We start from the raw sequence: 14,397 nt of genomic DNA, 5'->3' as shown, positions 1-14,397 counted from the left end.
GGCTCAGGTCACCGCGCGGAGGCGGAGCGCCGGGTCGTCGTCCGCGAACGTCCGCACCGGGCCGGGCGGGGTGTCCCGGGTCTCGAAGCGGACCGTGACGCGGCCCCGCCCCGCGCCCCAGACCCAGCCGGGGCCGTGCACGTCGTGCTCCACGTCCAGGCCGGGCGCGTAGCCCGGCGTGGCCGGTCCGTATGCGTGCTCCTCGGTCGTCGCGTCCGGTCCGGGCTCGTCCGCCGGCGCCGGCGCCGGCGCCGGCGCCGGGAGGGCCGGCTCGTCGGCCGCCGGCTCCGGGGCCTCGGCGGCGAAGAGGTCCTCCTGCAGCAGGTCGGTCAGCCCGGTGACGCCCACCCCGAGCAGGCGGACGCCGCCGGTGAGGTCGAGGGCGTCGAGCAGGGACTGCGCGACGCCGGCGATCGTGTCGTAGCGGTCGGTCGCGCCCACCAGCGTCCGCGCCCGGGTGAGGGTCGAGAAGTCCGGCCGGCGGACCTTGATCGTCACCGTCCTGGCGAACAGCTGCGCCGCGGTCAGCCGGGACGCGACCTGGCGGGCGTGGCGCCGCAGGATCTCGGCGAGCTCGCCGCGGTCCTTGACGTCGTTCGCGAACGTGTCCTCCGTCGAGATCGACTTCGCCTCGCGCTCCGCCTCCACGGGCCGGTCGTCGCGCGCCCAGGCCAGCCCGCTCAGGGTCTCGGCGTGGGCCCGGCCCACGACCTGGACCAGCTCGGCCGGCTCGACGCCGCGCAGGTCGGCGACCGTCCGGACGCCGATCCGGTCGAGCCGTTCCCGCGTCACCGGGCCCACGCCGAAGATCACCCCGACCGGCATCGGCCCGATCCGGTCGACCTCGGTGCCGGGCTCGATGACGCAGAGCCCGTCGGGCTTCTCCAGCTCGCTCGCGATCTTGGCCAGGAACTTCGACGACGCCACCCCGACCGAGGCGGTCAGCCCGCCGGTCACCTCGTGCACGTCGTCCTTGAGCCGCTGGACCCGGGCGCGGAGGCCGGCGGGGGCCAGGTCGACCGGGTCCGGCGCGGCCCGCAGGTCGACGAACGCCTCGTCCAGCGACAGCGGCTCGACGAGCGGCGACAGGGCCCGCAGCAGGCCCATCACCTGCCCGCTGGCCGTGCGGTAGACGTCGAAGCGCGGGACGAGGAAGGCGGCGTTCGGGCAGCGCCGCCGGGCCTCGTGCGACGGCATGGCCGACCGGACGCCGAAGACGCGGGCCTCGTACGAGGCGGTGGCCACGACCCCGCGCTGGCCCACCCCGCCCACGACGACCGGCCTGCCCCGCAGCGACGGCTTGTCGCGCTGCTCGACGGAGGCGTAGAAGGCGTCGAGGTCCAGGTGGAGCACCGAGGCCTCGCGTCGCACCCGCCCATCCTCCCTCGCCCCCGTAGGGGTGCCCGCGACCGGCGCGACACCCTCGGTCGCACGGCCTGAGGGAATCCTGAGCGGACGCGGAGACTCTGACACCGTTGTCCCGAGGTTTATCCGTCAACATCATGGTGTCGTGCACGACCGACCGTCCGGCGGCCGGGTCACGAAGCTGGTGGGGGCGATGTCCACGGGCGCTCCCACCAGCTCCTTGACCCGACCGGCGCCGGCGCACCCCGGTCCGGCGGGGGAGCCTGACCGACCCGGGCCCGCGTTCTGTGACACGATCGCCTGCGCAATTCGTCCGCCCCCGTCGACGCGGGCCGACCCACGAGCGCGTGCGAGACGGCGCGCCCCGACTCCCCGAGGTGGACATGGATCTCTGGCCCGGCAGGCCCTACCCGCTCGGTGCGACCTTCGACGGCACCGGGGTGAACTTCGCCGTCTTCTCCGAGGTGGCCGAGCGCGTCGACCTCTGCCTGCTCGACGAGGACCTGGTCGAGACGCGCATCGAGCTGATCGAGGTCGACGGCTCCGTGTGGCACGGCTACGTGCCCGGCGTGCAGCCCGGCCAGCGCTACGGCTTCCGCGTGCACGGCCCGTACGACCCGGCCCAGGGCCAGCGGGCCAACCCGGCCAAGCTGCTGCTCGACCCCTACGCCAAGGCGATCGAGGGCATGATCGACGGCGACCAGTCGCTGTTCAGCTACGACTTCCAAGATCATCAGCTCTTCAACACCGAGGACTCCCGCGAGCACACGATGCTCTCGGTCGTCATCAACCCGTTCTTCGACTGGGGCCACGACCGCCCGCCGGGCCACCAGTACCACGAGTCGGTCATCTACGAGATGCACGTCAAGGGCCTCACGATGACCCACCCGGACATCCCCGAGGAGATCCGCGGGACGTACGCAGCCGTCGCGCACCCGGCCACCATCGAGCACCTGAAGGCGCTCGGCGTGACCGCGGTCGAGCTGCTGCCCGTGCACCAGTTCGTGAACGACTCGCACCTGGTCGACCAGGGCCTCTCGAACTACTGGGGCTACAACACGATCGGCTTCCTCGCGCCGCACAACGCGTACGCCAACTCCGGCCAGCGCGGGCAGCAGACGACCGAGTTCAAGGCGATGGTCAAGGCCCTGCACGAGGCCGACATCGAGGTCATCCTCGACGTCGTCTACAACCACACCGCCGAGGGCAACGAGCTCGGCCCGACGATCGCGTTCCGCGGGCTCGACAACGCGTCGTACTACCGCCTCGTCGACGGCGACCTCGCGCACTACTACGACACCACGGGCACCGGGAACAGCCTGCTCATGCGCAGCCCGCACGTGCTGCAGCTGATCATGGACTCGCTGCGCTACTGGGTGCTCGAGATGCACGTCGACGGCTTCCGCTTCGACCTCGCCGCGACCCTGGCGCGGCAGTTCCACGAGGTGGACAAGCTGAGCGCGTTCTTCGACATCATCCAGCAGGACCCGGTGGTGAGCCAGGTCAAGCTGATCGCGGAGCCCTGGGACCTCGGCGACGGCGGCTACCAGGTCGGCAACTTCCCGCCCCTGTGGACCGAGTGGAACGGCCGCTACCGCGACACCGTGCGCGACTACTGGCGCGGCGAGCCGGCCGCGCTGGGGGAGTTCGCGTCGCGGATCACGGGCTCGAGCGACCTCTACAACCACTCCGACCGGCGGCCCACCGCGTCGATCAACTTCGTCGTCGCCCACGACGGCTTCACGCTGCGCGACCTGGTGTCGTACAACGAGAAGCACAACGACGCCAACGGCGAGGGCGGCAACGACGGCGAGAGCCACAACCGGTCCTGGAACTGCGGCGTCGAGGGGCCGACGGACGACCCGCACGTCCACCGCCTCCGGCTCCAGCAGATCCGGAACTTCATCACCACGATGCTCGTCAGCCAGGGCGTGCCGATGCTCGCCCACGGCGACGAGCTGGGGCGCACCCAGGGCGGCAACAACAACGTCTACGCCCAGGACAACCCGATCGCCTGGGTCGACTGGGACCTCGACGAGGACCAGCAGGGCCTGCTGCGGTTCACGTCGGCCGCGATCGCCCTGCGCCGGGCGCACCCGGTGCTGCGTCGGCGGCGGTTCTTCGCCGGCGACGCCAGCCACGGCGGGGAGAGCCCGCTCGGCGACATCGTCTGGCTCAAGCCCGACGGCGGCGAGATGAACGACGCCGACTGGGACACCGGCTACTCGCAGTCGCTGATGGTGTTCCTGAACGGCGACGCGATCCCCGAGCCCGACAACCTGGGGCGCCGGATCGTCGACGACCACTTCCTGCTGATGTTCAACGCCAGCTCGGAGTCGATCACCTTCACCACCCCGGCGAAGGCGTACGGCGAGGTCTGGACGGTGCGGCTCAACACGGCCAACGGCGAGGTCGACCCCGACGTCAAGCCGTGGCGCTCGCGGAGCAAGCACTCGGTCCCGGCGCACTCGATGGTCGTGCTGTCGACGACGGTCGTGCCCGAGTCCTCCCGCCAGGACGCCGAGCAGCGCGCCGACCGCGCGCGTCCGACGCTCGCCCGGAGCTCCGGCCAGCGCTGAGCCGGTCGCGGACCGGCCACGGGGGCACCCGCGGGCCGGTCCGGGGGCGCGGACTACGGTGGCACGTCTGGCAACGAGCCACGACGCGACACGAGGAGCACCGCCCTATGACCGACGTCCCCGACGTCAGCTTGAACGACGGCCGCACGATCCCGCAGCTGGGGTTCGGCGTCTTCCAGATCGACCCCGCGGAGACGGCTCAGGCCGTGCGCACCGCGATCGAGCTGGGCTACCGCCACATCGACACGGCCGAGATGTACGGCAACGAGAAGGAGGTCGGCGAGGGCGTCCGGTCCTCCGGCCTCGACCGTGACGACGTCTTCGTCACCAGCAAGCTGAACAACAGCTTCCACCGCCCCGACGACGCGCGGCGCGCCTTCGACGGCACGCTCGAGGCGCTCGGCTTCGACCACGTGGACCTGTTCCTGATCCACTGGCCGCTGCCGACCCGCTATGACGGCGACTTCGTCTCCACGTGGAAGACGATGGAGGAGTTCTACCGCGACGGGCGCGCCCGCTCGATCGGCGTCTCCAACTTCACGCCGCACCACCTGCGCCGCCTGGCCCGGGAGACCGAGGTCATCCCCTCGGTGAACCAGGTCGAGGTGCACCCGTTCTTCACCAACGACGACGTGCGCGCGTACGGCGCGGAGCACGGCATCGCCACCGAGGCGTGGTCGCCGATCGCGCAGGGCGGGGTGCTGGACGACCCGACCATCAGCACGATCGCCGAGCGCGTGGGCAAGAGCACGGCCCAGGTCACGCTGCGCTGGCACGTCCAGCTCGGGAACATCGTCTTCCCGAAGTCGGTGACCCCGGAGCGCATCAAGGCGAACGCCGAGATCTTCGACTTCTCGCTGACCGACGAGGACATGGCCATGATCAGCGGGCTGGACAAGGGCGAGGCCGGACGTACGGGGCCCAACCCCGACACGTTCGACATGATCCCCGACTGACCTCTCCGCACCCCGTACGGGCCCGTCGCTCCGGCGACGGGCCCGTCGTGCGTCTGCGGCACCCCGGTCGCGGGTGTGCTTCTTTCGAGACCTGAACTCAACCCCGTCGAAACCCGTCCGACATCCCGGGTGAGCAGTGTCGTCCCGACACCTCACCCAGGAGCGCCCATGACCTCGGACGTCACCCCCGACCTCCCCGCCGGCCTCGCGACCAGCCCGCCGGAGGCCCCGACGGGCCCCGCGGTCGGCAGCGCCACCAAGGAGACGCTGGAGGACTACACCCTCCGCTTCGCGCCGCGGCACTACCGGAAGTGGTCCACCGGCGTCGTCGCCGTCTCCGCCCTCGGCGGCATCGCCTACCTCGCCGACTTCGCCATCGGCGCGAACATCGGCATCGCGTACGGCACGACGAACGCGCTGTGGGGGATCGCGGTCTTCGCCGTGGTGATCTTCCTGACCGGGTTCCCGCTGGCCTACTACGCGGCCCGCTACAACCTCGACCTCGACCTGATCACGCGGGGGAGCGGCTTCGGCTACTACGGCTCGGTGGTCAGCAACGTCATCTTCGCGACGTTCACCTTCATCTTCTTCGCGCTCGAGGGCTCGATCATGGCCCAGGGGCTGCAGCTCGGACTCGGCGTGCCGCTGTGGGCCGGCTACGCCGTGTCGACGTTGATCATCTTCCCGCTGGTGATCTACGGGATGAAGGTGCTCTCCACGCTGCAGCTGTGGACGACGCCGCTCTGGCTGGTCCTCATGGTCATCCCGTTCGTCTACCTGCTGGTGAGCCACCCCGAGTCGGTGTCCTCGTTCTTCGCCTACCAGGGCGAGGACGGGGCCGGGGCGCCGAACATCGGCTCCGTGATGCTCGCCGCCGGCGTCTGCCTGTCGCTCATCGCACAGATCGCCGAGCAGATCGACTACATCCGGTTCATGCCGCCGCGGACGCCGGAGAACGCGGGGAAGTGGTGGCGCGCGGTGATCCTCGCCGGGCCCGGGTGGGTCATCTTCGGCGCGATCAAGCAGGTGATCGGGCTGTTCCTCGCGGTCTACATCATCGCGAACGTCACCGACGGCGCCGCCGTGGCCAACCAGCCGGTGCACCAGTTCCTGGAGATCTACCGCGACATCATGCCGGCCCCGGTCGCGCTCGGGCTCGCCGTCGTCCTCGTGGTGATCAGCCAGGTCAAGATCAACGTCACCAACGCGTACTCCGGCTCGCTGGCCTGGACGAACTCCTTCACCCGCGTCACCAAGCGCTACCCGGGCCGGCTGGTCTTCCTCGCCTTCAACCTGCTGATCGCGCTCGTGCTCATGGAGGCGGACATGTTCAGCTTCCTCAACACGATCCTCGGCTTCTACGCCAACCTCGGCATGGCCTGGGTCGTCGCCGTGGCCTCCGACATCACGTTCAACAAGTACGTCTTCAAGCTCTCGCCCAGGCAGGCCGAGTTCCGTCGGGGGATGCTCTACGCGGTCAACCCGGTCGGCTTCGGCACGCTGCTCGTCGCCGGCGGGCTGTCCATCGTCTGCTTCTTCGGCGGCCTCGGCGCCGGCCTGCAGCCCTTCTCGCCGCTGGTCGCCATCGCGCTGGCCCTGGTGCTCCCGCCCGTGATCGCCTTCGCGACCAAGGGTCGCTGGTACCTGCGCCGCACCGACGACGGCATCACGCTGCCGATGTACGACGACTTCGGCAACCCCTCGGACGTGATGCTCGACTGCCACGTCTGCGGGCAGCGCTACGAGCGTCCGGACATGTGCGCCTGCGAGACCCACGACGCCTTCGTCTGCTCGCTGTGCCTCAGCACCGACCGCACCGGCGAGCACGTGCTGCCGGAGCAGGAGAGGACGGTCGCGATCGGGTGACGGCGATCGGCACGGCGGCCGGACCCGTAGACTCGGCCGTCGGCCCGCTCCTCGACCCGAGGACCGCGGTCGGACGGGGCGTAGCGTAGTGGCTAGCGCGTCTGCTTTGGGAGCAGAAGATCGCAGGTTCGAGTCCTGTCGCCCCGACCCGTTAAGGTGTGCGTCGGCCTGTTCAGCGGGCCACGCGGGTGTAGCTCAATGGTAGAGCCCCAGTCTTCCAAACTGGCTACGCGGGTCCGATTCCCGTCACCCGCTCCAGAGGGTCGCCGACGTCACTCAGAGCGGCTCGGAAGTGTCAGCACGCGGCCGTAGCTTCCTCCTCGTGGAGACGGCCGAGAAGCGCTGCGGCCGCTGCGGCGAGACCAAGGCGCTGACGGAGTTCAACCGCAACGGTGCCACCCACGACGGCCTGCCGCGTCTGCATGCGCGCCTACCAGGCAGCGCACCACGAGAAGAACCGCGAGCGGCACATCGCCCGGGTCCGGCTGGACAACGTCCGGCGCAAGCGGGCGGCAGCCGTCGAGCTCGAGACGTACCTGCGTGCCCACCCGTGCGTCGGGTGCGGGACCACCGATGTCCGCGTCCTCGAGCTCGACCATCGGGAGGACGAGACGAAGTCGGCCAACGTCTCCGCGATGGTGGGGGCGGGGCTGCCGTGGGCGCGGATCGAGCGGGAGATCGCGAAGTGCGACGTCCGCTGCGCGAACTGCCACCGGGTCATGACCATGGCCAGGGGCGGGCACTTCCGTCACGCGTGGTCGACGGGTCCCTCCGGCTGAACTCCCAGCGCCTCGGCGAGCGCCGCGTACGTCTCCTCGACCGCGCCGGGTCGGCTGTCCACGACGAGAGTGGACGGCCGTGCCTGGACCAGCTCGAGCAGCTGGTCGTGGAGCGCCCCCAGGAACGTCGCCCCGCCGAGGTCGGCGACCACGACGCGGTTGTGCCGGTCCCAGTCGGTGTCGGCGCTGCGGGCGGCGAAGCGCTCGAGGGCGGAGTCCCGGTCGTCGAGCAGGACGACCTCACGGAACCCTGCCCCCTGCGCGCGGGCGACGTCCGCGAACGCCTCGACCTCGTCGGTCCGGCCCAGGTACTGCGGGAGCACGACGTCGTGGCCGCCGGCCAGGTGCGTCGACGCCATCGCCAGGGCGACCGGGCGCAGCACGTCGTGCGTCCGGTTCTCCGGGTCGCGCCAGCCGCCGACCAGGGCGTGCAGCCGGTCGATGTCGAGGTTCAGGGTGCCGGGGTGCCGCTCCGCCCACAGGGCCGAGAGCGTCGACTTGCCGATCCCGGGCGGACCGTTGAGGTGGACGAGGACGGGCACAGCGAGAACGTAGCCCCGGAACTCCCGAACTCGCTGCCGGTGGTCCGCCCCGGTCCTACGATGCGCATGACCGAGGTCTCCGGCGTGACCGCGGCACCCGCCCACGAGGAGTCGACGATGACGCTCTTCCTCGTGCTCGGCGTGGCCGGGCTCGTCCTGCTGGCCGTCTCCCTCCTGGTCGGCGACCTCTTCGACGGCGTCTTCGACGCGCTGCCCGGGGACGTGTTCTCCAGCGCGGTCCTCGGCGGCTTCGTCTCGGCGTTCGGCTTCGGCGCCGCCCTGAGCGAGGGTCTCGGGGCGCCCCTCGGCCTCGTGGTGCCCGTGGGGGTCGTCGTCGGGCTCGTCTTCGGCTGGTTCGCCTCCTGGCTCACCCGGCTCGTCCGGGGTGGCGGCAGCGACGCGACGGTGACCACCGCGGACGCCGTGGGTCGCGACGCCAAGGTCGTCACCGGCATCCCCGCGGGTGGCTTCGGCGTGGTCCGGGTGCAGGTCGGCGGGCACTCGCTCCAGCTGAACGCGCGCGCCGAGCGGCCGGTCGAGGTGGGCACCGAGGTCTACGTGACCGGCGTCCTCTCGCCCACGGCCGTGGCCGTGGCCCTCGTGCGCGACGAGCTCGCGTGACCCCGCCGTCCGAGATCCTGGTTCTCCCGGGTGTGCGCCGTGCACACCCGACCGTCGTCCGAGAGGCGTCCCGTGCCCGCCCTGCCCGCACTCTTCTTCCCGATCGCCGGCCTCGTCGTCCTGGTCGTCCTCCTCGTGCTGCTGGTGACCAGCCGCTACAAGGTCGCCGGGCCCAACCAGGCGTTCATCGTCACGGGCCGCAAGGGCAAGGCGGTGCTCAACCCGGAGACCGGTGAGCTGACCACCGACCTGTCCGGGCAGAAGGTCGTGCTCGGGGGCGGGTCGTTCGTCGTCCCGTTCGTGCAGCGGCTGGCCACCATGGACCTGTCGAGCCGTCGGATCTCGGTGCAGATCCGCGGTGCGGTGTCGGGGCAGGGCATCAAGCTGAACGTCGAGGGCGTGGCGATCGTCAAGGTCGGCGGCAACGCCGACCAGATCCGGCTCGCGGCCCAGCGGTTCCTGTCGCAGCAGAACGAGATCGAGCCCTTCACCCAGGAGGTGCTCGCGGGCGCGCTGCGCTCCATCGTGGGCGGGCTGACGGTCGAGCAGATCATCCGGGACCGGGCGGCGTTCGCACAGCGGGTGGCCGACGAGTCGGAGAACTCGCTGACCGGCCAGGGCCTGATCCTCGACACGTTCCAGATCCAGGACGTGACCGACGACGGCAGCTACCTGGCCGACCTCGGCCGGCCGGAGGCGGCCCGCATCGGGCAGGCGGCGGCCATCGCCGAGGCGAACGCCCGGCAGGCGGCCGAGCAGGCGCGCATCAAGTCCGAGGAGGAGATCGCGGTCGCCCAGCGCGCGCTGGCCCTGCGGCAGGCGGGGATCAAGGCCGAGACCGACGCCGCGGCCGCGAACGCCGCGTCGGCCGGACCGCTGGCCCAGGCCGACCGCGACCAGGCGATCCTGCTGGAGCAGGAGAAGGTGGCCGTCCGGCAGGCGGCGCTGACCGAGCGCCAGCTCGAGACGCAGGTGCGCAAGCCCGCCGACGCGAACCGGTACAAGGTCGAGCAGGAGGCGGAGGCCTCCCGCAGCGCGCAGATCGCCGCGGCCGAGGCCCGCAAGGCCTCGACCATCGCGGCCGCCCAGGCCAAGTCCGAGGAGGACCGGCTGACCGGTGAGGCGGAGCGCGCGCGGCGCTCCTCGCTCGCCGAGGCCGAGGCGATCGAGGGCGCGAAGCGCGGTGAGGCCGCCAAGGCCCGCCGCGTAGCCGAGGCGGAGGCGACCCGGGCCGAGGGCGAGGCGACGGCGGCGGCGACGCTCGCGGTCGGGCAGGCCGAGGCCGAGGCGATGAACAAGCGGGCGGAGGCGTTCGCGAACTACAACGAGGCCGCCGTGCTGCAGATGCTGATCGAGGTGCTGCCGCAGGTCGCCAGGGAGGTCGCGGCGCCGATCTCCGCCATCGACCAGCTCACGGTGATCTCCACGGACGGCGCCGGCGCCCTGCCCCGCCAGGTCACGGACAACGTCGCGCAGACGCTGCAGATGCTGAAGTCGACGACGGGGCTCGACCTCCAGGCGCTGATCGAGCGCTCGGCCGGCAAGGTGAGCCAGGGCCTGACGGCGTCGTCCCCCGCCAACGGCGACGGCTCCGGGCGCCACTGACCCGGGTTCCGGGGCCGCGGAGGGGCCCGCCTCGCGCGCGGATTCGTGCTCCTCCGCGACGCCCCCGTAGGCTGGACCGTCGATCCGGCGTACGACCTCCGTGGTCCCCGCGCGCCAGCCCAGATCTCCCAGGAGTCCCACACACCGTGCCCAGCACCGTCGAGCAGCTCAGCCCCACGCGGGTCAAGATCACCGTCGAGGTCCCGTTCAGCGACCTCAAGCCCAGCATGGACAAGGCGTACGCCGACATCGCGCGCACGATCAACGTGCCCGGCTTCCGTCGCGGCAAGGTCCCCCCGATGGTCATCGACCAGCGCTTCGGGCGCGGCGTGGTCATCCAGGAGGCCTTCAACGACTCCTGGCAGCGCTTCTACGGCGAGGCCGTGACGGACAACCAGCTCACCCCGCTGGCCCAGCCCGAGGTCGAGGTCACCAAGCTCGAGGACGGCGACCTCATCGAGTTCACCGCCGAGGTCGACGTCCGCCCCGAGTTCGAGGTGCCGGACCCCTCCGCGATCTCCGTGCAGGTCGACGCGCTCGAGGTCGCCGACGGGATCGTCGACGAGCAGCTCGACGTCCTCCGCCGCCGCTTCGGCAGCCGCACCACCGTCGAGCGCCCCGCCGCCGACGGCGACCTCGTCACGCTGGGCCTCGTGGCCAGCGAGAACGGCGAGCCGCTGCCCGACGCCACCGCCGAGGACATCGAGTACACGGTCGGCTCCGGCCAGATGCTCGACGGCCTCGACGACGCCGTCACCGGCCTGTCGGTCGGCGAGTCCGCGACGTTCCGCTCGACCCTGGTCGGCGGCCCGCTCAAGGACGAGGAGGCGGACATCCAGGTGACCGTCACCAAGGTGCAGGCGCAGGAGCTCCCCGAGCTCGACGACGCCTTCGCCCAGGAGGCCTCGGAGTTCGACACGATCGACGAGCTGCGCGCGAGCATCACGACGATGGCCACCAACGCCGCCCGGCTCGAGCAGGCCACCCAGGCCCGCGACGCCGTGCTCGAGGCCCTCGTCGACGCGATCGACGTCGCCGTCCCGGAGAACCTGCTCGCGGGCGAGCTCGAGGGCCGCCGCCAGCAGATCACCTCCCAGCTGGCGCAGGCCGGGCTGACCCTGGAGCAGTACCTCGCCGACAGCGAGGACAGCACGCAGACCGAGGACGAGTTCTGGGCCGACGTCGAGCGTCGCTCCACCCAGTCGCTCAAGGCGCAGATGGTGCTCGACAAGGTCGCCGAGGGCTCCGAGATCGGGATCGACCAGAACGACCTCACCCAGCACATCCTCCGCAAGGCGCAGGCCGAGGGGACCGCCCCGCAGCAGATCGCGGAGCACCTCCAGGAGCACCCGCACCACATCGAGGAGTACATGGTCGAGATCCGGCGCGGCAAGGCGCTGGCCTCCGTCGTCGAGGCCGCGACCATCACGGACAGCAACGGCGAGACCATCGACTTGTCGACCATCCGTGAGGACGGTTCGCTGGGCAGCCCGGAGACCGACGCCCAGGACGAGGCCGTTGCCGCCGCCGTGCTCGCCGACGCCCAGGAGGACGAGGGCCAGGACGACGCGCAGCAGGACGAGGCGCAGCCGGGCGAGGGCCAGCAGCAGGCCTGATCCGGCCGCGCCAGGGACGACCTTGACGCAAGGCTGAGAGGTCGTAGAGCCGATGCGGAGATTTCCGCGTCACACTTGAGGGGCCCAGACGCGACGGTCGGGGAGCGGCTCGGGGGAGCACAACCGAACTCGTCGTGGCACGGGAGCGAGGGGCGGTACGGCCAGCAGGCCGTACCGCCCCTCTGCACGTCCGGGGCCGCCGACCGGCCGTGCCGAGCTGCGGGGCGTACGCCGAGGGCGGGGGTTCAGCGACGCAGGACGGCCCTGGCGCTCGCGGCGGGGCTGAGGTCGAGGCGGCGCAGCAGCTGGGCGTTGGCCGCGACCACGACGGTCGAGGCCGACATCAGGAGGGCGCCGACCGCCATCGGGAGGACGAAGCCGACGGGGGCGAGGACGCCCGCGGCGAGCGGCACGGCCAGCAGGTTGTAGCCGGCGGCCCAGGCCAGGTTCTGCCGCATCTTGCGGTAGCCGGCCCGCGACAGCTCGATCACCGACAGGACCGAGCGCGGGTCGTCGCTGGCCAGGACCACCCCGGCCGAGGCGATCGCCACGTCCGTGCCCGCGCCGATGGCGATGCCGACGTCGGCCTGCGCGAGGGCCGGGGCGTCGTTCACGCCGTCGCCGACCATGGCGACCCGACGACCGCGCGCCTGCAGCTCCGTGACCGTGGCGCCCTTGTCCTCGGGCCGGACGCCGGCGAAGACCTCGTCGATGCCGAGCCGGGCGGCGACGGTCCTCGCCACCGGCTCGGCGTCGCCGGTGATCATCACGACCCGCCGACCCAGCCGGTGCAGGGCCTCGACGGCCTCGGCGGACTCGTCGCGCACCGCGTCGGCCAGGGCGAGCGCCCCGACGACCCGGCCGTCGACGAGGACGTGCAGGACGGTCGCGCCCTCGGCCGTCCATCCCTCCAGCCCGCCGAGCGCCGCCACGGCGTGCTCGTGGAGCAGGGCAGGCCCGCCCACGCCGACCTCGTGGCCGTCCACCGTGGCGGTGACGCCGACCGCGGTGGCGGCCCGGAACCCGCTCGCCACCAGCCGCTCGAGGTTCCGGTCGGCTGCGCCCGTCACGATCGCCCGGGCGAGCGGGTGCTCGCTGTCGGACTCCGCGGCGGCCGCCAGGGCCAGCACCTCGTCCTCCGTACGCCCCTCGACGGCACGCACGTGGGTGAGGGCGGGCTCTCCGCGGGTGAGGGTGCCGGTCTTGTCGAGCAGGACGGTGTCGACGGTCCGCATGGCCTCGAGGGCCCTCCGGTCCTTCACCAGCACGCCGCCGCGGGCGGCCCGTTCGGTCGCGATGGAGACGACGAGCGGGATGGCCAGCCCGAGCGCGTGGGGGCAGGCGATGACGAGGACGCTGATGGTGCGGGTCAGCGCGTCGTCCGGCCGCCCGAGCAGCGACCAGACCAGCGCGGTCAGCGCGGCGGCGCCCAGCGCGAACCAGAAGAGCCAGCCGGCCGCCCGGTCGGCGAGGAGCTGGGCCCGCGAGCCCGAACCCTGCGCCTCGGTGACGAGCCGCTGGATGCCGGCGAGCGCGGTGTCGTCCCCGACGGCGGTGACCCGCACCCGCAGGGCCGAGCCCGTCGACACCGTGCCCGCGACGACCGTGTCGCCCACGGTGCGGGTGACCGGGCGGGACTCGCCGGTGATCATCGACTCGTCCACGTCCGCCGTGCCGTCCACGACCTCGCCGTCGGCGGGGACCCGTCCGCCGGGACGGACGACGACGACGTCGGAGAGGCGCAGCTCCGAGGGTGCCACCCGTACGGTCCCGCCGTCCTCGACCCGCTCCGCCTCGTCCGGCAGCAGCGCGGCCAGGGACTCCAGCGCGGAGGCGGAGCGGGCCAGCGAGCGCATCTCGACCCAGTGGCCGAGCAGCATGATCACGACCAGCAGCGCCAGCTCCCACCAGAAGTCGAGGTCGTGGCCGAGCAGGCCCAGGCTCGAGCCGAGCGAGGACAGGAACGCCACCGTGATCGCGAGGGCGACGAGCAGCATCATCCCCGGGGTCCTGGCGCGCAGCTCGGCGACCGCGCCGGTGAGGAAGGGCCTGCCGCCCCAGACGTACATCAGGGTGCCGAGGACGGGGGACACCCAGCCGACCCAGCCCGCGTCGGGGAGGTCGTAGCCCAGGATCGTCGCGAACATCCGGGAGAAGGCCATTACCGGAAGGGCGACCACGAGCATCGTCCAGAACAGCCGCCGGAACATCGCGACGTGGTCCCCGTGACCGCTGTGCCCCGCGTGCTCGTCGTGTCCGGCGTGCTCGCCGTGCCCCGCGTGCGCGTCGTGACCGTGGTGCGCGTCGGGACCGGCCGCGGCGGCCGGCTCGACCTCCTCGTGCGCGTTGGGGCGGTGGCCGTCGTGGGGCATCGTCTCGTTCACCGTGGACGTCTCCTGACTACCCCCGGGGGGTATGGGCTCGTGACCGGGCAACCCCGGCGGACGCGCCGCTGTTCCCCGACGCGT

10 protein-coding genes and 2 tRNA genes are annotated in these 14,397 nt (G+C 72.1%); 9 read left to right on the top strand and 3 right to left on the bottom strand.

Annotation, left to right across the window (positions count from 1 at the left end; all coding sequences use genetic code 11):
• Positions 1 to 3: 3 nt before the first annotated feature.
• Complete coding sequence (locus ABD665_RS13715) at positions 4 to 1,371, bottom strand: DNA polymerase IV (RefSeq protein WP_204913219.1); 1,368 nt, start codon at positions 1,369 to 1,371, stop codon at positions 4 to 6.
• A gap of 377 nt (positions 1,372 to 1,748) precedes the next feature.
• On the opposite strand from ABD665_RS13715, the gene glgX reads away from it, so the two are divergent.
• From glgX to ABD665_RS13685, 6 genes are all read left to right on the top strand, one after another.
• Positions 1,749 to 3,944, top strand: a complete 2,196-nt coding sequence (gene glgX, locus ABD665_RS13710) for a glycogen debranching protein GlgX (RefSeq protein ID WP_204913218.1) — start codon at positions 1,749 to 1,751, stop codon at positions 3,942 to 3,944.
• 107 nt (positions 3,945 to 4,051) lie between these two features.
• Positions 4,052 to 4,900 (top strand): aldo/keto reductase, encoded by an 849-nt coding sequence (locus ABD665_RS13705; RefSeq protein WP_204913217.1) that lies wholly within the window; start codon positions 4,052 to 4,054, stop codon positions 4,898 to 4,900.
• A gap of 168 nt (positions 4,901 to 5,068) precedes the next feature.
• Entirely contained in the window at positions 5,069 to 6,766 is a 1,698-nt protein-coding gene (locus tag ABD665_RS13700) for a purine-cytosine permease family protein (RefSeq protein WP_204913216.1), read from the top strand.
• A gap of 74 nt (positions 6,767 to 6,840) precedes the next feature.
• Positions 6,841 to 6,913 (top strand) — tRNA-Pro (locus ABD665_RS13695).
• Positions 6,914 to 6,950: 37 nt separating this feature from the next.
• Positions 6,951 to 7,024: transfer RNA gene (locus ABD665_RS13690), tRNA-Gly, on the top strand.
• A 134-nt stretch (positions 7,025 to 7,158) separates the two neighbouring features.
• Positions 7,159 to 7,545, top strand: a complete 387-nt coding sequence (locus tag ABD665_RS13685) for a hypothetical protein (RefSeq protein ID WP_204913215.1) — start codon at positions 7,159 to 7,161, stop codon at positions 7,543 to 7,545.
• Here the strand turns inward: ABD665_RS13685 and ABD665_RS13680 are convergent.
• Positions 7,515 to 8,087 carry an AAA family ATPase gene (locus ABD665_RS13680; RefSeq protein ID WP_204913214.1) on the bottom strand — a complete coding sequence of 191 codons (573 nt, stop codon included), beginning with the start codon at positions 8,085 to 8,087 and terminating at the stop codon, positions 7,515 to 7,517. The two genes, ABD665_RS13685 and ABD665_RS13680, sit on opposite strands and share 31 nt — an antisense overlap.
• A 66-nt stretch (positions 8,088 to 8,153) precedes the next feature.
• On the opposite strand from ABD665_RS13680, the gene ABD665_RS13675 reads away from it, so the two are divergent.
• From ABD665_RS13675 to tig, 3 genes are all read left to right on the top strand, one after another.
• On the top strand, positions 8,154 to 8,708 hold the full coding sequence (locus ABD665_RS13675) for a hypothetical protein (RefSeq protein ID WP_204913213.1): 555 nt from the start codon (positions 8,154 to 8,156) through the stop codon (positions 8,706 to 8,708).
• Positions 8,709 to 8,780: 72 nt separating this feature from the next.
• Entirely contained in the window at positions 8,781 to 10,313 is a 1,533-nt protein-coding gene (locus ABD665_RS13670; RefSeq protein ID WP_344742451.1) for a flotillin family protein, read from the top strand.
• Positions 10,314 to 10,459: 146 nt separating this feature from the next.
• Positions 10,460 to 11,929, top strand: coding sequence for a trigger factor (gene tig / locus ABD665_RS13665; RefSeq protein ID WP_204913212.1), 1,470 nt, complete (start codon positions 10,460 to 10,462; stop codon positions 11,927 to 11,929).
• A 245-nt stretch (positions 11,930 to 12,174) separates the two neighbouring features.
• Here the strand turns inward: tig and ABD665_RS13660 are convergent, their stop codons facing one another.
• Positions 12,175 to 14,313 carry a heavy metal translocating P-type ATPase gene (locus ABD665_RS13660; RefSeq protein ID WP_425562164.1) on the bottom strand — a complete coding sequence of 713 codons (2,139 nt, stop codon included), beginning with the start codon at positions 14,311 to 14,313 and terminating at the stop codon, positions 12,175 to 12,177.
• Positions 14,314 to 14,397 lie beyond the last annotated feature (84 nt).

The sequence above is a fragment of the Microlunatus spumicola genome (assembly GCF_039536445.1).
Classification (GTDB): domain Bacteria; phylum Actinomycetota; class Actinomycetes; order Propionibacteriales; family Propionibacteriaceae; genus Microlunatus; species Microlunatus spumicola.
The sequence above is the reverse complement of the archived record's forward strand: the minus strand, read 5'-3'. Positions and strand labels throughout refer to the sequence as shown.

Excerpts from the sequence above, each read along its gene's own strand:
- glgX (WP_204913218.1), top strand. The coding sequence starts at position 1,749 with ATGGATCTCTGGCCCGGCAGGCCCTACCCGCTCGGTGCGACCTTCGAC.
- ABD665_RS13705 (WP_204913217.1), top strand. The coding sequence starts at position 4,052 with ATGACCGACGTCCCCGACGTCAGCTTGAACGACGGCCGCACGATCCCG.
- ABD665_RS13700 (WP_204913216.1), top strand. The coding sequence starts at position 5,069 with ATGACCTCGGACGTCACCCCCGACCTCCCCGCCGGCCTCGCGACCAGC.
- ABD665_RS13675 (WP_204913213.1), top strand. The coding sequence starts at position 8,154 with ATGACCGAGGTCTCCGGCGTGACCGCGGCACCCGCCCACGAGGAGTCG.